Source organism: Neorhizobium alkalisoli, assembly GCF_007829835.1.
GTDB lineage: Bacteria > Pseudomonadota > Alphaproteobacteria > Rhizobiales > Rhizobiaceae > Neorhizobium.
Window position 1 is genome coordinate 149,090 of the sequence record NZ_VIWP01000007.1, and the last position, 23,573, is coordinate 172,662.

The window sequence follows — 23,573 nt, forward strand, 5'->3', positions numbered from 1 at the left end:
GCCTACAATCCCGATGAGGAACGGCATCCATAGCGCTATCACCAAATAGGATATCGCTTTTGCGCCGACACACTCGCTCTCATTGATCTGACAGCTTCGAACGACGCCTGGTTGGAGTTCTGACATCGCGAAAGCCAGCGACACTCCGACTCCGATCAAAGACATCCAAGTCGCGATGCCCCGGCGCACCAACAAGGCGGAGGCGATCATGGCGACACAAGGCAGTAACGCTATAAATTCCAAACGCATACCTTCTCCCCAATCAGCCGCGAACTCGGAAATGCTACCCGTTATAATAGTTGCCGCGATGATTCCCCCTACTCCGCCGCCGCCAGCATCCCAACCCCGCCATCCTTTCGCCGAAACTGGCTCGGCGGCTCACCGATAATGCGTTTGAACGCCCGGCTGAACGAGGCCTCGGCGTCATAGCCAAGTTTTTCGGCGGCCGTCGCCACCCGCATTCCGTCCTTCAGCCACAAACGCGCCTGGTGCATGCGCACGCGCGCCACGTAACGGGCCGGAGTTTCGCCGACGACGCGGGCGAAACGTTCGGCGAAGCCGGAGCGTGAGACGCCCATCAGGCGGGCGAGCTCGGCCACCTGCCAGTCCTTTTCCGGCTCCAGATGGATGGCGGCCAGAACGCGGCCGACTTCCGGGTTGCGGACGGCGGCGATCCAGCCGGTCGTGTCGCCGCAGCCATGCTCGACCCAGGCGCGGATGATGGTTGCCGTCAGCACGTCCGCCAGCCGGGCCAGAATGCCGCCGGCGCCGACGCGGTCCATATCGACCTCGCGCGCCATGGCTTCGAGCAGATGCGGAATGGCCGGCTCGCTCTTGCCGAGCGCGCTGGTCAGCATGGCGCCGGGCATGAGCTGCAGCAGCGGATGCAGCCTGTCGATGTTGAAGCGCATAGAGGCCGTCAGCGCCACCGTGTCGCCGCAGATATCGGCACATTGCATGTCGTAAAATCCGTCGCAGACCTGCTTGCGGCCAAAACGTTCGAACGGCACCGGCGTCACGTCGGGAGAGCTGGCAATGATATTGGCGTCGCCGCGCGGCAGAAGAACAGCATCACCCGGCTGCAGCGCCAGCCAGTCACCGGCCGGTGTCTTCAGCCATGCGCTTCCTGACGAGATGAAATGGAAGCGTGCTGCCTCCTGCGCCGGAAAGGCCGTGCCCCAGGGATCCGACAGCCGGCAGCGGCCGTATTCGACGCCGTCCAGCCGCAAACCGCGCAGCATCTCGCTCAAGGGATCGCGCATCTCGGTATCCTGATACCCAGATGGCTGCGACATTATGGCCGGGGATTTGGACGAATGATCAAGCATATCGGAGTTTTTAGCATAGAAAAAACGGCGAGTCTCGGCCATTTTTGCAACGGTTCTCCCCAAGACCGTGCATAAAGGAATATCCCATGATGGATTCAAGATCCAATTCGTCGCCCAATGTGGCGGCCCCCGCCAAGGCCGGCTGGCCTGCCATCACCTCGCTGTCGCTCACCGTCTTCGGCCTAGTTACGGCCGAGTTTCTGCCTGCAAGCCTCTTGCCGCCGATCTCTTCCGATCTTTCGATCAGCCAGGGCCTTGCCGGCCAGACGGTGACGGCAACGGCCGTCATCGCCGCCTTTGCCGGCCCCGGCATCGTCGTCGGCACGCGCAAGATGAATCGCCGCATCGTGCTGTTCGTACTGACCGCCCTTCTGATCGTCTCCAGCCTGATCGCCGCGACGGCCGGCGGTTTTGTACCGCTGATGATCGCCCGCCTGCTGCTCGGCGTGGCGCTCGGCGGCTTCTGGGCCCTGTCGGCATCATTCGTCATGCGCCTCGTGCCGGAAAATGACATTCCGCGGGCCATGTCTATCGTCATGGCCGGCGTCTCGCTTGCCACCGTCTGTGCCGCCCCGCTCGGCGCCTGGATCGGCGAGACCTTTGGCTGGCGTTATGCCTTCCACCTGACGGCGGTGCTCGGCGTTCTCGCCTTCGCCATACAGGCATTGACGGTTCCCTCCATGCCGCCATCCGGCCATGCCGGCTTCGGCACCATGTTCAAGCTGCTCGGCCGCCCGGCTTTGCGCCGCGTGTTCCTCGTCATCATCTTTGCGGTCGCAGGCCATTTTGCCGGCTTCACCTTCATCCGCAGCTATCTCGAAGGTGAGATCCATCTGGACGTCTCGACCGTCTCGCTGGTCCTGCTCGGCTTCGGTATCGCCGGTTTCGTCGGCAACGCCGTCGGCGGTTACATTGCCGGCCGTACCAGCAGCGGTGCGCTAACGCTCGCAGCCGGCTTGATCGCGCTTTCGGCCGCCATCATGGTTGCCACGGCGGGTCATCAGGCAGCGGCGATCGCTGCCGTCGTCATCTGGGGCTTTGGCTTCGGTGCCTTCCCGGTCAGCGTCCAGAACCGCGTCATGCGCGTCGCCTCGGATGAAGTGGAAAGTGCGGGTGCGATGATGCTTACGACGTTCCAGATCGCCATCTCGACCGGTGCGGTGGTCGGCGGATTGCTGGTCGACAGCCAGGGCCCGCTCGGCGTCATCGGCTTTGCCGGCCTCTCGGCTGCCGTCGCAGCCTGGATCATGCTTGCCGGCGGCATGCGCCAGCCGGCCAAGGCGGAACTCAACGGCTGAGTTTTCAAAACAACCCCGGCCGGGATGCCAATCTCGGCCGGCATTTGTTCTTTCGGATTGCGGACTAGGCCAGCATCGCGAAAAGACTATCGCCCTGGCGGAGGCTTCCGCCACCACCGTGCTCTCGTATCTTCCGCCTGTCGTTTCATATCGACAATCGAAACGACCAAACTCTCCGCAAGCCCGTCCTTCCCGCTGTCAGCACTTACAATCAGAATTTCACGGCAACCGGTCTCATCGATATAAGACAGCACTTGGGCGAGCTCCGAGTCGGTCTTCAGCTCTAGGCCCGAATACATAGAGCCAGCCCTACGGCAGCGGTCTTTGCCATCGGACAAAGGGCGATGATCGGTTCCAAGATAATAGATGAGCGAGATATTGCTTTCCAAGGTCGTCATTCGCTGCGGCGCGCCAAACCGCTTCAGCATGAAATCCGACCAGTCCGTCAGCTTCATGAACCCGCTCTGTCCGGTCTTTCGCTTCAGACTCTGTGTAACTTTATAAAGTTGCGAGTGTCCAAGAGGCGACGTGAAACGGAGCAAGTAACTGTGATCAACGTCATCCCGTTCCTCTCGCGCGATGATCGCCTGGATAAATCGCTCGTTCGGCAGAGACTGTTCCCACCCGCGCCTCAGGAGGAATTCTTCACTTTCGCGCATTTTCCAGTGAGGTTTTCTGCCAGCGAATAAGGTTTTCACCTGATCCGGCGTCATGCCCGGGCGGAAGATGGCCTCCGGCTGGAAAAGTTCATGCGTGGGGACATTGACTGGAAAATTTGGCGGATCATCAGCATGAGCGCCGGCCGCGATCAGAACCAAAAATCCAGCCAGAACATATCCGCGCCATACGTTCATGAGATACCATCGAGACCGAACCAGGGCTGTAATACGATGATTACGGCTGATGGCAAATCTTGAACTTGAAAGATTTCGTCGTCCTTTGGACGAATCCGCGAATGATGGCGAAAAGGTTTGCAACCTCGTCCGCCAGCCGCCCAATAGTCGACCTGGCTATCAGCTCCGCAGCCGATACCCCGTCCTAAAAATCCAGCCGAGCAGCGACAGGCAGATCACCAGGAACACGCAGATCATGGCAAGGCTCATCCACGGGTTCACGTCGGCGATCTCGTAAAAGCTCCAGCGGAAACCGCTGACGAGATAAAGAACCGGGTTGAAATGGCTGACCGCCTGCCAGAAGGGCGAGAGCATGCTGATCGAATAAAAGCTGCCGCCGAGGAAGGTCAAAGGCGGTACGACCAGCATCGGGATGATGTTGAGCTGTTCAAAACTTTTGGCCCAGATGCCGATGATGAAGCCGAGCAGGCTGAAGGTCACGGCCGTGAGCACCAGGAAGACCACCATCATGAACGGATGGGCGATGCGGATATCGACGAAGAAGGTCGCGGTCGCCAGAATGATCAGGCCGATGATCAGCCCCTTGGTCGCCGCAGCACCGACATAACCGACCAGGATTTCCGTCATCGCCACCGGGGCGGACAGGATCTCGTAGATCGTTCCGGTAAACTTTGGGAAATAGATGCCGATCGAACCGTTGCTGATGCACTGGGTGAGCAGCGTCAGCATGATCAGGCCGGGCGTGATGAACGAGCCGTAGGACACGCCGTCGATCGTCTGGATGCGCGAGCCGATCGCGGTGCCGAAGACGATGAAATAGAGCGAGGTGGTGATGACGGGCGAAATCACGCTCTGCAACAGCGTGCGGCGCATGCGGGCCATCTCGAAGACGTAGATGGATTTCATCGCTTCGAAATTCATGCCTTTTCTCCTACCAGTTCCACGAAAATGTCCTCGAGCGAGCTCTGCCGGGTCGAAAGATCGCGGAAATGAATGTTTTCGGCTGCAAGGCCGGCCAGAAGCGAGGCGATCGTATCCTGCCCCTCGCCGTCCCTATATTCGTGGAGCAGCGACAGGCCGTCGGCGGCCAGCGTCAGGTCATAGACGGCAAGGCTCGTCGGCACCGCCTTTAGCGGTTCGGTCAATTCGAGGCGCAGCTGCTTGCGGCCGAGCTTTTTCATCAGCGCGGTCTTTTCCTCGAGCAGCAGCAGCTTGCCGCCATTGATGACGCCCACCCGGTCGGCGATCTCTTCCGCCTCCTCGATATAATGGGTCGTCAGGATGACGGTGACACCGGTATTGCGCAGGTCGCGCACCACCTGCCACATCTCGCGGCGCAGGTTGACGTCGACGCCGGCCGTCGGCTCGTCGAGAAACAGAACTTTTGGCTCGTGCGAGAGTGCCTTGGCAATCATCACACGCCGCTTCATGCCGCCCGAAAGCTCGCGCAGCATGTTGTCCTTCTTCGACCAGAGCGACAGGTCCTTCAGCACCTTTTCGATCAGCGCCGGGTTGGGCTTGTAGCCATAAACGCCGCGCGAAAAGCTGACCGTGTTCCAGACCGTCTCGAACATGTCCGTCGTCAGTTCCTGCGGCACGAGGCCGATCAGGGAACGGGTGGCGCGAAAATCCTTCACCACGTCATGGCCACCGACCAGAACCTTTCCGGAGCTCGGATTGACGATGCCGCAGACGATCGAGATCAGCGTCGTCTTGCCGGCGCCATTCGGCCCCAGAAGTGCGAGGATCTCGCCCTGTTCAATGGCAAGATCGACGCCCTTCAGCGCCTCGAACCCGTTGCCATAGGTTTTCGTCAGTTTTTCGACGGATACGATCGGTGTCATGATGGTCTTCACGGAAGGAATGGTTTTGCGGAATTTGCCGCAGATATAGGCATCTGCACCCGACAAACCATCCCCTTGCGGACGAATATTGCATTCGGTTTTGAGCGCCAATCACAAAAAGCGGGAAAGATGAACACTGACGGCGACTTGTCATCATCCAGTGACGTTGCTCGTTCACAAGAGCATCAGGCAAGCACCGGCCGCCGCCTTGCCGCCGCTTCCAGCGACCGGCCGTGATCACCTCTTGATTGCTTGATACCTCGTTTTGCTTGCCGCATGCCTTGTGTGAGAAGCCATAACGAAATTTATCAGGAGAACAGGCTTTCCCCGTGAGCCCTCACTCCGTTTCGCCGGCCGAAGGGCCGGCTTTTCTTTTGGAGGGATGCATACGCGGCTTATCATCGCTCTATGGGAAGACGAGCAATATCTCGCCAATTCCGCTCTTCGGCATGAGAACCAGTGGCACCCAAATGCCAGGGGCTCCCTTCTTAAAACCGAAACGAAGCCTGGCACCCCGCTTATAAACAAAATCGACCTTTGGGCGTTCGTTTTCAAACGAGCAGGCTTTCTCGCAGCTCACCATCAACTCGCCGGTCACTCCGCCTTGTCCTGAATGAACCTTCAAACTGATCTCGAATCCCGGCAGCTTCGAATCAAGCAATTGGCATTGTTTGTCGACCATACAGGTCGCGCTGCCCGAAACCGGATCTCCCTCAGTCAGCAACACTGCGAACTCGACCGGAAACGTCTCGTCTGCAAACCCCTTCACCGGAACGAAAAATGCGAACACCATAAGGCAGCACAACATGCCGAAGCGCATATCCAGCTCCCATAACGAAACTCATTTGTAAGTGACCCCAAGTCGCTTATCGCCCGCAAGGGCGGCGACGAAGGCTCAGTCGCAATACCGTCTTCCGCCCTTGCGGTCGCGCAGGTCGAAGTGAAAGTGGTTCCAGTGTTCGGCATTGCTGCCGGGGCCGAGCACGGTAGAGAAATATTTGCAGCTGTCGCTGCGCACCGATTTCAGAAGCGCGCCCTCGCGGAAGGAGAACAGGCCCTTCTTGCGCACGTCGATATCGTGGCCGTTCTTGAGCACGATGGCGCCGACATCGATGGCGTTGCCCTTGGCATGTTCCGACATCGGGTTGTAGCGCTGGCTGGAATTGTTCATGCGGCGGCAGGAATAACCGCCGAGTGGCTGGATCCGGCCGATGCCGGAGAAATAACGCAGCCGGGCCGAAGGATTAAGCTCGTTCTTCACCCATTTGGCGAAGGCGAGCGTCGTCTGGCAGTTGAGCGTCACGGCCGGCGAAACGGCAATGCCGCCGCCGAGGCCGGAAAGCTTGACCGGGTAATCGATGCCGCAGCTCGGACCGTTGGAAATGCGCTGCAGGTCCTTGAACTCGACGCCGAGGCTGCGCAGCTCCGCCCGGCAGCTGACTTCCGATTGCGGCATGACGTTTCTCAGCCACGGCTGGTCCGGCTGGCTCATCGGGCCCTGATCGGTCATCGAGCCGCCCAGCGTTGCGGGATTGTTCGGCCGCAACATCGCCACCTGCTGGCTGTTTGCCGAGGGCACGCGGCGCGGTTCTACGACCGGGGAATTGTCGCCCCAGACGGCGCTGCCATTCGCCATGTCACCGCGTATGCCGGAACCCTGCCGTTTCGGCGGCACGACCACCCGGTCATCGGAAATCGGCTGGCGGCGGGCTCTCAGTGCGCGCGGATTGTCGGTGCCGATGCCATCGACGACGGGCTGGTCACCGACACCTTCGGCAATATTGCTCTCTTCCTCTTCAGCCAGACCGGTAACGTCGCTTTCATCCGGGCCGACGCCGAGCTCGGCATCGATATTGACGCCGTTCTGGGGAATGCTGTTGGCGGCGCCGCGCGGAAAATTTCTCGACGAAGGCTGGGACTGCTGGCGCATCGCCTCGTCGCTGTCGATCATCGGCAAGCGGCCGGCGCGGGTGGCGGCGGGTGCCGGCGCGCCGAGGGATGCCGACTGGACCTGATCGGGTGCGCGCAGGTAATGGCCGCCATCGTTTGCCATGGGGGCAGAAGCCGCCATCGGGGCGCGCGGCTGGCTGGGGCTCCCCATGTAATCCATGGCGCTTGTCTGGGAGACCGGCGCCGGGCTCATCTGGTAGGCAGGCTGGGACACCGGTTCGGGCGGGATCGAGCGTGTCGGCTGAATGGCGCCGACCCGGCCTGAATCGATCGCCGCCGGCGGCACCAGATCGCTCGAGGAGCAGCCTGCCATCGTGGCCGAGATCATCAGCAGAGCCACGGCCCGCCGGAAGGAAAAAGCATACGCCATACGAATTGCCGCTCTCTCGGTGCCTCGAAACACAGTCGTGCTCAAGGCGCAGGGATGCCGAAATGACACAGTCTGCGAGTTTAGGCAGAGTCGGTAAACGAAGCCTTGCCGGATCTGGGCGGTTTCAAGGCGATTTCACGTGGAGATTGCGGGAGAAACAGGCGCATGCCGCCGCAGCTCGCGCCCGGCTTGCAGCGGGCACGAATGGCGCGGGCGGGATCGGTGATGCGAAAACCGTCTATGCCGGCATGGGTGCCATTCACGGCGCCGGCATGGACGGGATCAACAGAAGCCGTTCAGCTTGAGGATCTTGTGGGCTTCGATCGAGGCGCGCAGCTGCTCTTCCGACGTACGGCTGCCGCCATTCGCGTCGGGATGCAGCATTTTCAGCCTTTCCTTGTAGCGGTTCCTGATCTCGTCAGGCGTCGCGTCTTCGGACAGGCCAAGCACATCGAAAGCCTTGGCTTCGAGCACGCGCAGCTTGCGCTTCTGCTGCTCGGCCTTTTTCGCCTCGCGTTCCTCTGCGGACTTGCGCGCGTTGACGACCCTGGCCGAGCCGGAACGGGCGGTCGAGGGAAGCGGCGGCTCCTCCGGCTGCACAAAAGTCTTGCCCATCGCCCGGCGGGCACCGGTCGCGGCTTCTTTCTGGTAACGGGCAACTTCGGGGCTCGAAAGCGCGCTCGAATAATTATAGCCCGCGTTATAGGCCTTCACATGCTCGATGCAGAACAGGAAGAACCGGCCTTCGGCCTCCTGGCCGACAGGTGCGCGATGCTGGCCGACACGGTCGCAGCCATCCCAATGACACTTCGGACCGATCGGTTCGCTGCTCTTCGGCTTTGCCTTGCTGCGGATCGGTTTGAGGCCAACAAAAATTTTTGAATCAGTCGTCATCGACGTCATATGTAAAAATCATCGCCACGAGGCAAGACCCTATCGATCAACTCGACATGACGATTGTTATGTGACGGTTGAAAAATTCAGAAGAACGCCAGAGTTGCGACAAAAAAGACGCTGCGACAGAAAAGAAAAGGGCTCGCCGAGTATATCGGCGAGCCCCTGTCGATGTTGCCGACGCTTGCCTTGCGGCTCAGGCGGCCCGGTAATGCGACGGGCGGCGGTTGTCCGACGCTGCGCCCTCGCCGAGCCGGAAGGCCGAGAGAAGCTGCTGCAGATGCAGGCTCTGGTCGGCGAGCGTCTGGCTGGCGGCCGTCGTCTCTTCCACCATGGCGGCATTCTGCTGGGTCATCTGGTCCATCTGGTTGACGGAGGAATTGATGTCCTGCAGCCCGTTCGACTGTTCGTGGGCAGCCGTTGCGATCGTCTCGACATGGGCTTTGACCCGCTCGACGAGCTCAGCGATCTCGACCAGCGCATCGCCGGTGGAGCGCACCAGCGCCACGCCGCCTTCGACCTCGCGGGCCGAATTGCCGATCAGTTCCTTGATCTCCCTGGCGGCCGTTGCCGAACGCTGGGCAAGTTCGCGGACTTCCTGCGCCACGACCGCAAAACCCCTGCCCGCCTCGCCCGCACGTGCTGCCTCGACACCGGCATTCAGCGCAAGCAGATTGGTCTGGAAGGCGATCTCGTCGATGACCGACAGGATCTGGCTGATACGGCTCGAGGATTCCTCGATGCGGCCCATGGCGTCGATCGCATTGCGGACGATCGCGCCGGAACGGCTGGCGCTGGCCTTGGTTTCGCTCACCATGCCGCGCGCCTCATGCGCCCGTTCGGCCGCCGTGCGTACGGTTGCGGTGATCTCGTCGAGCGCCGCCGCCGTCTCCTCCAGAGCGGCCGCCTGCTGTTCGGTGCGGCGGGCAAGATTGCCCGTGGCGGACGAAATGTCGGCTGCGCTTTCGCGCACGACAAAGCCGGTCTCGGAAATCGCGCCGACTGCGCTCTTGAGCGCGCCCACTGCGGCATTGAAGTCGGCGCGGATCTTGGCGTAATCCTCGCCGATATCGGCAAGCGAAACCGACAGGTCGCCATCGGCCAGACCTTCGAGCGCACGACCGAGCTCGGTCATCGCCCGCGACTGGCGGTCGGCGGTGGCGCCACGCAGGCGCTCCGTCTCGAAACGTTCGTCGGCGATCGCCCGCTGCTGGTCGGCCTCGCGACGCTGCAGGGCCGAACGTTCCTCGACGCTATCGCGCAACACGAGAAGTGCACGGGCCATATCGCCGATCTCGTTCTTTTCGTCGGTGCAGGGCACGGCCACTTTCGACTGGCCGGAGGCAATCGACTGCAGGACCTGCTTGACCCCGTCGAGCGGTTTCGTGACGCTTTTCACCGCAAACCAGGCGCCGAGAACCAGAAGCAGCGCGCCGACGGCAAAGATGCCGGCGAAACGCAGCGCGTCCTGGCGGAACATGGCCTGCAGGTCATCCGTATAGACGCCCGTGCCGACCACCCAGCCCCAGGGGGCAAAGCCGATCACGTGCGAATATTTTTCGACCGGCTGGTCGGCACCGGGTTTCGGCCAGTAATAGTCGACAAAACCCTGGCCGCTCGCCTTCACCACGTTGACGAATTCGACGAACAGGAATTTGCCGTTCGGATCCTTGTTCTGGCTGAGATCGGTGCCGTTCATTTCCGGCTTGATCGGATGCATAATCATGCGCGGCTGCATGTCGTTGATCCAAAAGTATCCGGAGCCGCCGGCATAGCGCATCGCGCCGATCGCGGCCTTTGCTTCGGTCTGCGCCTGATCGCGCGTCATCGCGCCAGAGGCTTCCAGCGCCTGATAACGCTTCAGCATCGAAAGCGCATTGTCATCCATCTGAGCCAGCCCCGCCTTGCGCTCCCGTTCCGACGAGCGATAGCTCTGGAACAGGCTGAAGGTCAGTGCGCCGCCGAGAATGACGAGCGAAAGCAGAATGAGACTGTATAGTCGCCAGGATATGGTCAGGCGCTTCATTATAGTTTCCCCTCCAACAAAATTCTCTCAAATTCTAATGAAAGAGGGTTACCAGGTAGTGAAATGATGCTTTTCGCACCCGATGAGTGCATTAGCGCCAGCGAATTACTTGAAATCCAAGATGTATTGCCGGTAGCGGCATGCAATGGGCAGATAGAACCATTCCAAAAAACAGGCTGGGATTTCGTGCGATCTGTGTCTAGGTTCGCGCGGGAGGACCTTTTTCCGATCATCAGGGACACGACATGACAGACACCACAAAGCCCGCCGACAAGCCGGCAAGCAATGCCTCTGGCAAACCCACCGGCGAACTGACCCTTCGCACCCTTGCCATGCCGGCAGACGCCAATCCCGCCGGCGACATTTTTGGCGGCTGGGTCATGGCCCAGATGGACTTGGCAAGCGGCATCCGCGCCGGCGAGCGCGCCCGTGGCCGCGTTGCGACCGTGGCCGTCAAGGAAATGGCCTTCGAACTGCCGGTCAAGATCGGCGATACGCTCAGCATCTATACCGACATCGTCCGCGTCGGCCGCACCTCGATCACGCTCACCGTCGAAGCCTGGGCCCAGCGCTCCCGCCACAGCATTCTGGAAAAGGTCACCGCCGGCACGTTCATCATGGTCGCCATGGATGCGCAGGGCAAGCCGATGCCGGTACCGGCGGAAGAGTGACCCTGATGGCCCGAGACATCACGCTCTGTCCCCTCTCCCTGTAACAGGCGCCGATCACAAAACTTAGCCAAACGGGAAAGTTTCTCCTTGACCGGCATCGGGCGCCGGTCAATACTTTTCCACATGGCTAAGTTTTCAACCGATCTCGACCGCGCCTTTTCCGCCCTTGGCGATCCGACCCGACGGGCGATCGTCAGCCGCCTGTGCGAAGGGCCGAAATCCGTCAGCGAACTGTCGGAACCATTCGAACTCGCACTTCCATCACTGCTCAAGCATGTGCGCGTGCTGGAGGAGAGCGGCCTCATCGTCTCCGAAAAAACCGGACGCGTCAGAACCTGCCGGATCGAACCGGAAGCGTTGCAGGCGACGGAAGCGTGGCTCGGGCAGCATATCGCGACCTGGGAACGGCGCCTTGACCGGATGGAAGCGCATATCCAACGCATGAAAAGGGAGGATTGAACCGTGAGCGACCTGATCCAAAATTCCGATTCCGCCTGGCGCGACTGGCCGATCGATCGCGAGATCGTTCTCAGCCGCCTGATCGATGCACCGCGCGATCTCGTTTATGCCGCCTGGACGGATCCGGATCAGATCCAGGCGTGGTTTGGGCCGGAAGGGTTTGCGATAGAAACGAAAGAGATCGACCTTCGACAGGGCGGTATCTGGCGCTTCGACATGGTCGCCCCCGATGGCACCCGCTACACCAACCGGATGGTTTTTCTGCGCATGAAAACCCCGGCGCTGATCGAGGTCGAACACGGGTCCGACGAGGACGAAGACCCCGGCAAGTTCCGCATGCTCGTCACCTTCGACGAGCAGAGTGATGGCAAGACCGTGCTGACGCTGCGTCAGATGCATCCGTCGAAAGCGCAGAGAGACGGAGCAATCGGTTTTGGCGCCGTCGAATATGGCGGCCAGACATTGGCGAAGCTGGCGCGGCATGTTGCGGGGCGCAAAGGCCGATAAGCCTGCAGCTCAAGGCAATCACCTGTCAAGGTGATTGCCCGTCAGGTTGACTCCGGGCAGGACCGCAGCAACTTTGCATAGCCATGGACGATAGACAGCGGCAGAGCCCGACACGATCGTAAGCCTTCCCCTGTCGCTCGGCGCACATGCGCTGTTCGGCCTTCTGTTGCTGCTCTTCCTGCCCGTCCCGAAACAGACAGTTCCAGACCCCGAGCAGGATATCAGCGTCGAGATCGTCACGCCGGAACAGGTGCCGGACGCTTCGGCCGAAGAGACAACGCGTGCCGCCCCGAAATCGGCAGCGCTCTCGCCGTTGCAAGCTCCACCGGCTCCAGGGAGCGAAGACTTCGTCCCTCGCACTGCGCCACCTCCGCCCTCGCCTCAATCCCCGCTGGCAGCTATGCCGGAACCGGCGATTGCACCTCTCGCCGCTCCGGCAGGGCGCATCAAGGCGACAACGCTGCTTTCGGCAAAAACGCTCGCCGATCCGCGCAGCTGGCAGGCACGCGCCTCGCTGCAGCAATTGTCGGGCGCTGACCGTCTGGAACAGATCTGCAATCTCGAAGCGATGGAACAGGTTCGCGCCTGGAATGCGGATTACCGGCCGGACGCGGTCGTCGCCTATGCCATGGCTGAATCGAGGCTTTCCGGGCGAACAGTCGATGCGCCGGGTGCCGCCATCCGCAGCAAGAAGCGCTGGTATGCAATCAGCTATACCTGCACCACGGCAGCGACGACCGAAGAGGTCGTCTCGTTCGAATTCGAAATGGGCGCCGAAATTCCGGAAGACCAGTGGGCGGAGCACAGCCTGTTTTCCGGCACGTCCGTCGACTAACCTTTGAGATAGACCGAAGACGTATCAAAACTCAGCCCCGGAAACACTTTTGTCGTCAGCGTGTTGGGGCTGATGTTGAACTGCTTGTAGAGCATGGCGGCTGCGATCTCGCGGATATCGCCGGTCGGCATCAGGTCGCGCTGGTCGAGCAGCTTGTCCTCGGCGAGACCCGGCCAGCGGGAAAGAACCTTGCCACCCGGCACCGCGCCGCCGGCCAGAACCGCAAGTCCGCCGGTGCCATGGTCTGTGCCATTGGTGCCGTTCTCACGCGCCGTGCGGCCGAATTCGGTCATCGCCAGAACGACCGTGTTTTTCCAGGCATCACCTAGCGCCTGTTTCAAGGTCGTGATGGCGGTGGCGAGTTCTCCCGCCGCCTTGGCGAACTGGTTGCGCTGGCCGACATGGGTGTCCCAGCCATTGATCGAGAAACTGGCGATGCGATAATCCTTGCGCAGCATGCCGCCGGCGAGTTGCGCCATGTCGGCAATTCCGGCACCGCGTTTCTCGTCGCCGGAAAAGGCACCGGCTGCGGACAGCGCCGTCTGCTTCGCCTCTTCCATCACTTTGGCAAAGGCCGGATCGCCGGCGTAAAGACGATCGAGAAAGGCGATCTCGTCATCGGCGAGCGCCAGATCGCTCTGGCTCGACCAGCTGTCGGAACTGTTCGGGCCGGTCAGGATCAGTTCCATCGAAGTATTGATATCGATGGCACGGCGGCTGTCGGAGCGCGGGATGGAGGCGAGCGTGCGGTTCAGCCAGCCGGTCTTCTGTTCCTTGGCCATGCCGCCGGTTTCCAGAATGTCCTGCCCGTCAAAATGGCTGCGCTGGTCGCGATAGGGCGTCGAGACCGCATGCACGAAGGCAAGCTCGCCCGCCTGAAACAGTGGCAGCAAGGCCGAGGCGGCCGGATTGAGGCCGTAAAAGCCGTCGAGATCGAGCAGCCCCGTATCCGGCGTCATCCCGAGTTTCGGCCGCAGCGCCGCATAGGCCGGATCACCATAGGGCTGGACGAGATCGAGCCCATCCATGGCACCGCGCAGGATGATCGTGACGAAACGGTTGTCGCCCGGCATGGCGGCGAAAGTCACCGGGGTCAGGACGGGGCTCGCGGCCACGCAACAGGCACCGGCGAGAAAGCCGCGCCGCGACAGTCTGCCTCCCTCTTGGCCGATACCCCCAAGGCTGATGCCTTTAAAAAGGTCCATCGTCATCTCCTGTTGAACTCCGCAGAGGCGAGAACCATGGTGATGCCATGCACCCGGCTCGGCGCCTGGCTGATGATCTTTCGCGTCTGGGCGCTGGCCGCATCTCCGAGTGCCATCTCCAGAAAATCGGACGGATCCAGCTTCTGGGCAAAGACGCGGGCCACCATGCGCGACCAGGCAATACGTTCCGCAAGCTGGCTTGCCGAAAGCCAGGCTTCCTCGGTATCGGCAAAACCGGCCGGGCTCGGCGGCTGCCAGATCGGCTGGCCCATGCGCTGAAGCGCACCCAAAGTCAGTGATTTTGCCCTGTTTGCCTTGCGCTTGGCATTTTCCTTGGCGGCCTCGCCACCGGCCAATGCAATCGCCTTGCCGACCGGACCGCCATCCTCGGCATTGTCGTCGATATCCTTGAGCATGCTCGCAAAACTCTCGTCCGGCAGGTCCAGCGCCCTGAAACCGGAAACGACGAATTCGAAAGGCTGCTTGATCTTGCGGCCCGGTTCGGACCAGGCACGCGGATGGGTGAGCATGGCGCGATAGACTTCGGTCAGGTCGCCGCCCGTCTTGGTCCAGGCCGCCATCATCACATCCGTGACGTCCTGCGGCGGTTCGTCGGCGATGAAATGGCGCACCAGCTTGGCGCAGACATGGCGGATCGTGGCCGGATTATTGGCCAGATCCTCCAGCATCAGCATGTGATCCTGGCCGCTTCCTTCCTCGTCGTCATATTCACGTCCGAGCAGCGAGATCGGACCCTCTTCGGCAAAACGCGGCCGATAGATGACGTCGAGACCGCGATTGTCGACGGAAAGGCCGGTGAGGATCAGCGCTGCCGCCCGGACATCGCCCTGGCTGTAACCGCTGCCGACTCCGAGCGTGTGCAGTTCCAGAAGTTCGCGGCCGAGATTTTCGTTGAGGCCGCGCCTGCCCTTCTGGCCGGCGACCGAATCCGGCCCGACGCTCTGCGTCTGGTCGAGATAGATCAGCATGGCCGGATGCAGCACGGCCGCCTTCAGCAGTTTCGAGAAGGAACCGCCGAGATTGGGGCGGATCGCCTCCGCCTCGTAAAGCGGCACGACCATGCGCATCGGCAGGGATTTCAGCGCGCTGGTGGAAAAATGATCGGTCCAGAAGGTGGCGAGCCGCTCGTAGAAACCGAGCGGCGACTGCACCGACTGGACAAGCCTTGCCATCGCATCCTGCCGGTAGATGCGCTGGGCATCCCGCTGGGTCTGCTTGCGGATATCCTCGTTCGGCTTTCCGTCCTTGGCGGCCTTCGCCTCGGCGGCCCTCAGCGAGATGATTCGCGTTGCCGCCTCGCGCCGTCCGGAAATGCCTTCGCGGGGAAAACGCGGTTTTGCCACGACACCGCGGCGGATCTGGGCCAGAAGTGCATCCGGATCCGACGGCATGTCGCTGCCAGGCCGCAGGCCGTAGCCGAAGCGGATCGCAGCCAATGTCGGATCAGAAAGCGCCATACAAACCACTCCCGGTTGTTTGAAATGAGATTCGAGGAGGAATGTGTCGGAAACGTTCGAAAATTGAGGCGGTTTCGCGACATGGATAAATTGTAACGCGGGGACGAATTGGAATGCCGGCTTTGCCCGGTCTAGGTCCGAGAGTAAACCCCCGGTCGCGGCAAACTGGAAATCACCTGCGAGTGATAGCGATGAAATGCCGACAGTCAGTCACAAATACTTACCCCTTCAGGATATTTCCAACCATATTGACGTTTGTCATTTCAAAAATATGCGCTTCAGAAGGATAAAATTCCAGCAAGGCAAGACTTTATTATCAGCAATGCTGCATAATCGGCCCGGATACCGATAATACAAGGCCGGACAATCTGATGAGCGCAGCCGATAGCGGAGACGCGACGAAAACTGCACTTGCGCTGAATGTCAGGCGAGCGCAGGCGGCTGCCATGCTGGAGCGTATGCCCGGCACGATCGCCACCAATGCCGGCGTCTCCATCTCCGCCCTGCTCGTCACCTGCATCGATCGCGGTTTTACGCTGCATGCGCTGTGGTGGTTCGCCGCCGCGATCGGCACGCTGGCGCTGCGGCTGTTCGCCCATGATTTCATCCAGCGCTCCGACCTGCCCAGTCGCGCCCCGGAAACGCTGCTGAAGCTGATGACCTTCGGCGCGCTGATGTCGGGCCTCGTCTGGGCGGCGCTTCCCTATGCGATCGACAATTTTCATCCGCTCGGGCTCGATGGCTGCGTCTATATCCTGATGTGCGGCATGGGCACCGGCGCGGTGCTGATGGGAACCGGCCATAGCGCCAGCTCTCTCGCCTTCGCCCTGCCCGTGCATGTTTCGGTCATCGTCACCTTTCTTCTCACCGGCGAACTGAGCGGAATGCTGCTCGGGCTCAACGTGCTGGCGCTCACCATCGTGCTGTGCAAAAGCAGCACGAAAAGCGAAAGCATCGTGATCGGCAGCGTCAAGGCGCAGCTTTCCGCGACGGCGCTCGCCGTGTCGCTCTCCGGCGCCAATCGCGATATCCTGCTGGCCAATGAGCGGCTCGAGGCGATGGCGAACAGCGATCCGCTGACGGGGCTCGCCAATCGCGCCGCCTTCAACGCGGCGCTCAATCACGGCATTACCGAAGCGACCGCCGAGGGTGGCCAGCTCGGCCTGCTGATCCTCGACCTCGACCGCTTCAAATCGGTCAACGACACGTTTGGCCACAGTGTCGGTGATGCGCTGCTGATCGAGATCGCCGCGAGGCTGCGGGCCTCGATGGGCGAGACCGGCACGATCGCAAGGCTCGGCGGCGACGAATTCGCGATTATCATCGGCGGCGACAATGTCTGGCAGCAGGCGCAGGCAAGCGCGCAGGACATTCTGGTCCGCAGCCGGCAACCGCTCGTCATCGACGGCCATCCCGTCACGATCGGTACCTCCATCGGCATCTCCCTGTTTCCGAGCCATGCCGCCAATGCCGAGGACCTGTTCATCTGCGCCGACATGGCGCTGTACCGTGCCAAGGATGGCGGCCGCGACCAGTGGCGCGCCTTCGACCCAGCCTTTCGCGCCGAGGCGGACCGCCGCCGCCAGATCGAACACGACTTGGCCGAGGCGCTGGACGGCGCGCTGGAAGCCTGGTTCCAGCCGCAGGTGCAGCTTGCGACGGGAACGGTCGTCGGTTTCGAGGCGCTGGTGCGCTGGCGTCATCCGGTGCTGGGGCCGATCTCGCCGCCGGAAATCGTTGCAGCCGCCCAGAGCGCCAATCTTGCCGATCGCCTGACCGCGACCATCGCCGCCGCCGGCTGTCGGCTGCTGAACGACCTGCCCGGCCTCGGCCTGCCGCAGGCCACCGTCGCGATCAACGTCTCGCCGCGTGAGTTCGAACTCTACGATGTCGCCGATGTGCTGAACCGGGTGACGCGGGCGCATGGCATCGACCCGGCCTTGTTCGAGATAGAGATCACCGAGGAGGCGATTCTCGACGCACTGGTCTCCGGCCCGCAGCTGAAACAGATCGAACGCTCCGGCTACAAGCTCGCCGTCGACGACTTTGGCGCCGGCCATTCCTCGCTCGCCTATCTCGTCGGCCTCAAGGTCGACCAGCTGAAACTCGACCGCCGTTTCGTCACCGGCATCGAAACCAGCCGCCAGAACCAGGAAATCGTCGGCGCGATGATCGGCCTTGGCCGTGCGCTGTCGATGGACGTCGTCGCCGAAGGCGTGGAGACGAAGGACGAAGCCGAAACGCTCGCCGCCCTCGGCTGCTCCATCGTCCAGGGCTATTTTTTGGGCCGCCCGATGCCGGTGGAGAGATTGCCGCACTGGATCGAGGAGAAGCGCAAGAAGGTTGGGCACAGGGTGGCGTGAGGGGCGACAAAAGCCCTTCGACATCGTTTCCCTTTTGTACTCTTTTCTCCCCGTCCGCCTCTTCACATCGGCCAAGAGTCTCTCCATATTCGCGGCATGGCCAAAGCTCCGAAAAAATCCGCGCCCGAAAACCGTGAAGACCATTCCGGTTTCGGAGAATCTCCCCAGGCATCGTTTGAAGGCGCTCCCCTTTCCGCGCCCTTGTCGGGCAGCGTTTCCGACTGGGTGAAACAGCTCGAGGCGGAGGCGGAAGCGTCCGGCATCGAGACGCAGCGCGAAATCGCCTCCAAGGCCGGCAAACACCGCAAGAAGATCGAGATCGCCGCCCGCGAGGAAGCGATCAAGGCGGCGGCGAAGGAGAAGCCGAAGACGGCCAAAAACACGACGGCCAGCAAGACCGCGCGCGGCGTGTCGATCGGCGCCTCGTCGGATCCCAAGACCCGTGCCGCGGCCGGCCTCAATCCCGTCGCCGGTCTCGACGTGTCGCTGGAAGAGGCCGAGACGCTGGCGACCGGCGCCGTCACCGCCACGGTCGATGCGCTGTCAAAGCTGATCGAAAGTGGCAATCCGCTGTTCAAGGACGGCAAGCTCTGGACGCCGCACCGCCCTGCCCGGCCGGAAAAATCGGAAGGCGGCGTCGCCATCCGCATGGCGTCGGAATACAAGCCCGCCGGCGACCAGCCGACCGCCATCCGCGACCTCGTGGAAGGCATCAACAACAATGACCGTTCCCAGGTCCTGCTCGGTGTCACCGGCTCCGGCAAGACTTTTACCATGGCCAAGGTGATCGAGGAGACCCAGCGCCCCGCCGTCATTCTCGCGCCGAACAAGACGCTGGCCGCCCAGCTCTATTCCGAGTTCAAGAACTTTTTTCCGGACAACGCGGTCGAATATTTCGTTTCCTATTACGATTATTACCAGCCGGAAGCCTATGTGCCGCGCTCCGACACGTTCATCGAGAAGGAAAGCTCGATCAACGAACAGATCGACCGGATGCGCCACTCCGCCACCCGCTCGCTGCTGGAACGCGACGACTGCATCATCGTCGCCTCCGTCTCCTGCATCTATGGTATCGGCTCGGTCGAGACCTACACGGCCATGACGTTTCAGATGGAAGTGGGTGACCGGCTCGACCAGCGCCAGCTGCTCGCCGACCTCGTGGCGCAGCAATACAAGCGCCAGGACATCAATTTCATCCGCGGCTCGTTCCGGGTTCGCGGCGATACTATCGAGATCTTTCCGGCCCACCTTGAAGATGCGGCATGGCGTATCTCGATGTTCGGCGACGAGATCGACGCGATCACCGAATTCGACCCGCTGACCGGCCAGAAGACCGGCGACCTGAAAAGCGTAAAAATCTACGCCAATTCGCACTATGTCACCCCGCGCCCCACCCTCAACGGCGCGATCAAATCGATCAAGGAAGAGCTGAAACACCGGCTGGCCGAACTGGAAAAGGGCGGCCGCCTGCTCGAAGCCCAGCGCCTCGAACAGCGCACCCGCTACGATATCGAAATGCTGGAAGCGACCGGCTCCTGCGCCGGCATCGAAAACTATTCGCGTTATCTCACCGGCCGCAATCCCGGCGAACCGCCGCCGACTTTGTTCGAATATATCCCCGACAATGCCCTGCTCTTCATCGACGAAAGCCACGTTTCCGTCAGCCAGATCGGCGGCATGTATCGCGGCGACTTTCGGCGCAAGGCAACGCTGGCCGAATACGGTTTTCGCCTGCCGTCGTGCATGGACAACCGGCCGCTGCGTTTCGAGGAATGGGATGCGATGCGCCCGCTCACCGTCGCGGTTTCGGCCACGCCCGGCAATTGGGAAATGGAACAGTCCGGCGGCGTTTTTGCCGAACAGGTCATTCGCCCGACAGGCCTGATCGACCCGCCGGTGGAAGTGCGTTCCGCCCGCTCCCAGGTCGACGACGTTTTAGGCGAAATCCGCGAAACCGCGGCAAAAGGATACCGCACGCTCTGCACCGTGCTGACCAAGCGCATGGCCGAGGACCTGACCGAATACCTGCATGAACAGGGTGTTCGCGTCCGCTACATGCACTCGGATATCGACACGCTGGAACGCATCGAAATCATCCGCGACCTGCGCCTCGGCGCCTTCGACGTGCTGGTCGGCATCAACCTGTTGCGCGAGGGCCTCGACATTCCCGAATGCGGTTTCGTCGCCATTCTGGACGCCGACAAGGAAGGCTTTTTGCGCTCGGAGACGTCCCTTATTCAGACCATCGGCCGTGCCGCGCGTAACGTCGACGGCAAGGTCATCCTTTATGCCGACAACATTACCGGCTCGATGAAACGGGCGATGGAAGAAACCACCCGCCGCCGCGAAAAGCAGATGGCCTATAATGCCGAACACGGCATCACGCCGGAATCGGTGAAGGCAAAAATTTCCGACATTCTGGACTCGGTCTACGAACGCGACCATGTCCGCGCCGATATTTCCGGCGCCAGCGGAAAAGGCTTTGCGGATGGCGGCCATCTGGTCGGCAACAATCTGCAGAGCCATCTCAACGCGCTGGAAAAAAGCATGCGCGATGCCGCAGCCGATCTCGACTTCGAAAAGGCCGCCCGCCTGCGCGACGAAATCAAGCGCCTCAAGGCCGCCGAACTGGCGACGATGGACGACCCGATCGCCCGCGACGAGGCGCGCGCCGTCGAAGGCGGCGGCAAGGCGGCCAAAAAAGCCGGAGCCGGCGCCGCTGCATCCCCGACCTCGCTTTTCCAGAAACCGGATCTCGACGACATGGGCCCGGGCACCGACACCGCCCGCCCGCTCTTCCGCCGCAACACGCTGGACGAAATGACCGTCGGCCGCACGGAAAAACCGGTTATCGGCAAGGTGCCGGAAAAGCCGGAAACCGAACCGGGCAAGCGCTTTTCACCTTTGCTCGAAGGCCAGCCGGAACGCGGCGACCCGCGCCCGATCGTGCGCGGCAAGGTGGGTGCCGGAAGTTACGAGGATGCCGTGGATGCGAAACAGCAGAAGCGGCGGACGAAGGGGAAGACCGGACGGCCGGGGCGGTGAGAACACATAGCTCAGCGAGGAGGCCGCTCTGTTGGGAGAAACCAAGTTCCGCAAAGTGAAAAATGTAGAAATTTCACGACCTCTGGAATTCCCCGGTGTGGGAAAAAAACGATAAAAGCCAGAAGCATCACGGGGTCATCACGAAGCCTCGGCGGGATATTCGGAGTATCTATATTGGAAGCTTCCTTCTGGACATCCGACCAAAGCCGTCTCCGCTCCAATATTCTAGTTTGGTTGTCACCGCTGGCCGCTCTCCACTGGAAGTAATCCCATGAGTTTTTGGGAAGAAATTGCAAGTGAGAGACCTTAGTCAAGTTTACCCAAATATCCTTCGCATAGCTCTTCAAATTTGATCGTACAAAGCAGTAAAATAGAGCCTCAGCAAAATAGGATGAATTTACGGTCACCTCGTCACCGACAGGCCCCTTATCGATATCAATAATGTTACCAATGAAATCCCGTATAGTATCCTCAGCATTGTGATACGGGGATGCTATATAGCCACCTTCTACTCGAAGAATTTGAGATAAAATAGATTTCAGCAGTCCATGCTCGGAAAAGTTCGCCAACATTGACGGATCTGTTTTATGCAAATTAAATATCACGCACAGTAATTGAGGAATAAAAAACTCCCCAAAAACCGGGCAGGTGAATAATCCCGGCTTAATAATGAATTCGATAGCCTTAGCGGCATCATCAGTTATTCCATCTGAATTTCCGCGATTATTGCGCTCAATACTTATCAGAGACAGTATTGCAGACGTCATCAATGCCCGAGGGCGCCAAAGAAAGTTATCCGACAGCGGAGGAGACGTTAAAAACATTACATTGTAATCTATTGGCTTTCCATCTGACCGCTCATTTTGTAGGTGATCTATATTTTTTCCAATTTCATCGGCAAGCTCGATTGCAGAGTCAAAAAATCCCTGCCTAGCGATAGACAAAATCATATCAGCTCGCGCGGAGCTAAAAATTGAATGGCGTTGACGGGAACATTCTAACGCAACAAACAATGCGGCATACGCAGAAGAAACTGCGATGTGATTGCGTAGGTTCTCGTAATTTCGAATACCGAAGCTAACGAATAGAGATGCCGAGATTTGCCTTCGTTCGAATTCTATCTTTGATAAAGCTTCATCCGCCGGGCTTATTTTTAGTATCTCATCAAGCCCTTCCGATATTATATCGAGCCTAGCTGACTTTCTACCGTCTTCATTGTAAAGCCGAATTATCTTTTCATGTATCGAGAAACTATCAGTCCAAAACGAAGTAGAATGCTTTATCGCAAAATCTAGAAGCATGCCTCTGGAAATTATTCTAAGCCTCTGATTTTTATGAAATCCACGCTTTTCATATCCAAAATTCAGATCATCAACAGCTCTCTGAACCTCCTCTTCAACTTCACCGTTTGTTACAATAAAACATTTGTGAGGAATATCTGGAATGCCAGGATAAACGATGCGCTGCTCAACAAGCTCATCCAATTGTGGTTTCATTTCCCGGAATTGATTTAAGGTCAAACGGCCGCGTGGATTTCCCTTCAACTGAAAAGCACACGGCACGCCATCGGCATCAATTGAGACCACATCTTTACCAAACTCTATGGCCATGTGACGCGTTGAATGCACCACAATATGCCCTTCGCCTGATAGCATTTGAAGAAAAGCAGACTGGTAGGCTCGCTCATTGATGCTATCCAACCAGTGTTCTATCAGCCTCTCTTGCAAGCCACTCCTCCTTCTTGCGCCGCATCAAGTCATCGAACTTTTTCTGCTCATTCCCTACGTCTGGACTATTCATAAGCTTTCTAATTTGCTCACCAACTTCATCCCCGACAACGATTGTCGGTAATTTCGGCTGCCCAGACCGGTCAAAGTCAATCCAAACTTTTTCTAGCATCTTCAGTATTAAATCGAGTGAAATTGGCTTTCCCTCAGCGCTGACGACATTCCCCGTACGGGTTGTCGCATCCTCAACCACTTTGAAAAGCATCCGCTCCTGTTCGGAAGCCATTTCCAAGCCAATTGCATGGAAGCATTCGATAATTTCCGACCAATCACCATATAAAATCTTCTCCTTATCAACGCTTACTTCAGAGGAGAATTTTCGAATTTCGGTTTCATCCCGCGTAGAATCTTCCCTAAATATCGAAGATCCATCGCCTTCAAATATTTTACTGCTCCGTATATTTCGAACTATATGAGAACTGGCACCTCTTATATCGACGATATACCGCATCAGTGCACCTTCGATATCGCTCTCAAGCTGGATAAAACGCTGCTGCATTTCCTGACTCCACAGTGCAATTTTCACTTCGAACCATATCAACGCATTTTCTATTTCGCAGAGAACTCGACCACACGAAGAATTCTATGAATTTACAAGAAAAACAATAGAGATACCCCCTCACCCCGGTCGTATTTGATTGGTGGGTCTTGCTGCTTCC

The 23,573-nt window shown here is 59.7% G+C and carries 20 protein-coding genes; 8 read left to right on the forward strand and 12 right to left on the reverse strand.

Annotated elements, in window-relative coordinates; all coding sequences use genetic code 11:
• Positions 1-317 precede the first annotated feature (317 nt).
• On the reverse strand, positions 318-1,262 hold the full coding sequence (locus FHW37_RS24250) for an AraC family transcriptional regulator (protein ID WP_145641035.1): 945 nt from the start codon (positions 1,260-1,262) through the stop codon (positions 318-320).
• 152 nt (positions 1,263-1,414) lie between these two features.
• Between FHW37_RS24250 and FHW37_RS24255 the strand changes: the two genes are divergently transcribed.
• Complete coding sequence (locus FHW37_RS24255) at positions 1,415-2,626, forward strand: MFS transporter (protein ID WP_246690890.1); 1,212 nt, start codon at positions 1,415-1,417, stop codon at positions 2,624-2,626.
• Between the two features lie 86 nt (positions 2,627-2,712).
• Here the strand turns inward: FHW37_RS24255 and FHW37_RS24260 are convergent, their stop codons facing one another.
• From FHW37_RS24260 to FHW37_RS24280, 5 genes are all read right to left on the reverse strand, one after another.
• The gene (locus FHW37_RS24260) at positions 2,713-3,480 is read right to left on the reverse strand and encodes a hypothetical protein (RefSeq protein ID WP_145641037.1); all 768 of its coding nucleotides are present in this window, start codon (positions 3,478-3,480) and stop codon (positions 2,713-2,715) included.
• A gap of 159 nt (positions 3,481-3,639) precedes the next feature.
• Positions 3,640-4,401, reverse strand: a complete 762-nt coding sequence (locus FHW37_RS24265; RefSeq protein WP_145641039.1) for an ABC transporter permease — start codon at positions 4,399-4,401, stop codon at positions 3,640-3,642.
• Positions 4,398-5,324, reverse strand: coding sequence for an ABC transporter ATP-binding protein (locus FHW37_RS24270; RefSeq protein WP_145641278.1), 927 nt, complete (start codon positions 5,322-5,324; stop codon positions 4,398-4,400). The genes FHW37_RS24265 and FHW37_RS24270 overlap by 4 nt, the downstream gene beginning before the upstream one ends.
• Before the next feature lie 406 nt (positions 5,325-5,730).
• On the reverse strand, positions 5,731-6,144 hold the full coding sequence (locus tag FHW37_RS24275; protein WP_145641040.1) for a hypothetical protein: 414 nt from the start codon (positions 6,142-6,144) through the stop codon (positions 5,731-5,733).
• Positions 6,145-6,219: 75 nt separating this feature from the next.
• Positions 6,220-7,644, reverse strand: coding sequence for an extensin-like domain-containing protein (locus tag FHW37_RS24280; RefSeq protein WP_145641042.1), 1,425 nt, complete (start codon positions 7,642-7,644; stop codon positions 6,220-6,222).
• Positions 7,645-7,790: 146 nt separating this feature from the next.
• On the opposite strand from FHW37_RS24280, the gene FHW37_RS33700 reads away from it, so the two are divergent.
• A complete protein-coding gene (locus tag FHW37_RS33700) occupies positions 7,791-7,949 on the forward strand; it encodes a hypothetical protein (protein WP_186458375.1) in 159 nt (52 codons plus the stop codon).
• Here FHW37_RS33700 and FHW37_RS24285 read toward each other — a convergent pair.
• Positions 7,927-8,538: a J domain-containing protein gene (locus FHW37_RS24285; protein WP_145641044.1), complete on the reverse strand. Its 612-nt coding sequence runs from the start codon at positions 8,536-8,538 to the stop codon at positions 7,927-7,929. The two genes, FHW37_RS33700 and FHW37_RS24285, sit on opposite strands and share 23 nt — an antisense overlap.
• 196 nt (positions 8,539-8,734) lie before the next feature.
• Positions 8,735-10,564: a methyl-accepting chemotaxis protein gene (locus FHW37_RS24290; protein ID WP_145641045.1), complete on the reverse strand. Its 1,830-nt coding sequence runs from the start codon at positions 10,562-10,564 to the stop codon at positions 8,735-8,737.
• Between the two features lie 245 nt (positions 10,565-10,809).
• On the opposite strand from FHW37_RS24290, the gene FHW37_RS24295 reads away from it, so the two are divergent.
• From FHW37_RS24295 to FHW37_RS24310, 4 genes are all read left to right on the forward strand, one after another.
• Positions 10,810-11,235: an acyl-CoA thioesterase gene (locus tag FHW37_RS24295; RefSeq protein ID WP_145641047.1), complete on the forward strand. Its 426-nt coding sequence runs from the start codon at positions 10,810-10,812 to the stop codon at positions 11,233-11,235.
• A 123-nt stretch (positions 11,236-11,358) separates the two neighbouring features.
• Complete coding sequence (locus FHW37_RS24300; RefSeq protein WP_145641049.1) at positions 11,359-11,694, forward strand: ArsR/SmtB family transcription factor; 336 nt, start codon at positions 11,359-11,361, stop codon at positions 11,692-11,694.
• A 12-nt stretch (positions 11,695-11,706) separates the two neighbouring features.
• A complete protein-coding gene (locus FHW37_RS24305; RefSeq protein ID WP_186458378.1) occupies positions 11,707-12,201 on the forward strand; it encodes an SRPBCC family protein in 495 nt (164 codons plus the stop codon).
• Between the two features lie 166 nt (positions 12,202-12,367).
• Positions 12,368-13,036 (forward strand): DUF930 domain-containing protein, encoded by a 669-nt coding sequence (locus FHW37_RS24310; RefSeq protein WP_145641052.1) that lies wholly within the window; start codon positions 12,368-12,370, stop codon positions 13,034-13,036.
• Here FHW37_RS24310 and FHW37_RS24315 read toward each other — a convergent pair.
• Together FHW37_RS24315 and FHW37_RS24320 are read right to left on the reverse strand one after the other, a co-directional pair.
• A complete protein-coding gene (locus tag FHW37_RS24315) occupies positions 13,033-14,241 on the reverse strand; it encodes a DUF1501 domain-containing protein (RefSeq protein ID WP_145641053.1) in 1,209 nt (402 codons plus the stop codon). The two genes, FHW37_RS24310 and FHW37_RS24315, sit on opposite strands and share 4 nt — an antisense overlap.
• Positions 14,242-14,243: 2 nt before the next feature.
• The gene (locus tag FHW37_RS24320) at positions 14,244-15,719 is read right to left on the reverse strand and encodes a DUF1800 domain-containing protein (protein ID WP_145641055.1); all 1,476 of its coding nucleotides are present in this window, start codon (positions 15,717-15,719) and stop codon (positions 14,244-14,246) included.
• A gap of 371 nt (positions 15,720-16,090) precedes the next feature.
• Between FHW37_RS24320 and FHW37_RS24325 the strand changes: the two genes are divergently transcribed.
• Entirely contained in the window at positions 16,091-18,082 is a 1,992-nt protein-coding gene (locus tag FHW37_RS24325; RefSeq protein ID WP_145641057.1) for a putative bifunctional diguanylate cyclase/phosphodiesterase, read from the forward strand.
• Between the two features lie 96 nt (positions 18,083-18,178).
• Entirely contained in the window at positions 18,179-21,127 is a 2,949-nt protein-coding gene (uvrB, locus tag FHW37_RS24330; RefSeq protein ID WP_145641058.1) for an excinuclease ABC subunit UvrB, read from the forward strand.
• A gap of 11 nt (positions 21,128-21,138) precedes the next feature.
• Here uvrB and FHW37_RS24335 read toward each other — a convergent pair whose 3' ends face one another.
• Together FHW37_RS24335 and FHW37_RS24340 are read right to left on the reverse strand one after the other, a co-directional pair.
• Complete coding sequence (locus FHW37_RS24335; RefSeq protein WP_145641060.1) at positions 21,139-22,854, reverse strand: hypothetical protein; 1,716 nt, start codon at positions 22,852-22,854, stop codon at positions 21,139-21,141.
• Positions 22,820-23,413 carry a hypothetical protein gene (locus FHW37_RS24340; RefSeq protein WP_145641062.1) on the reverse strand — a complete coding sequence of 198 codons (594 nt, stop codon included), beginning with the start codon at positions 23,411-23,413 and terminating at the stop codon, positions 22,820-22,822. Before FHW37_RS24340 ends, FHW37_RS24335 begins: the two co-directional genes overlap by 35 nt.
• Positions 23,414-23,573: the final 160 nt, after the last annotated feature.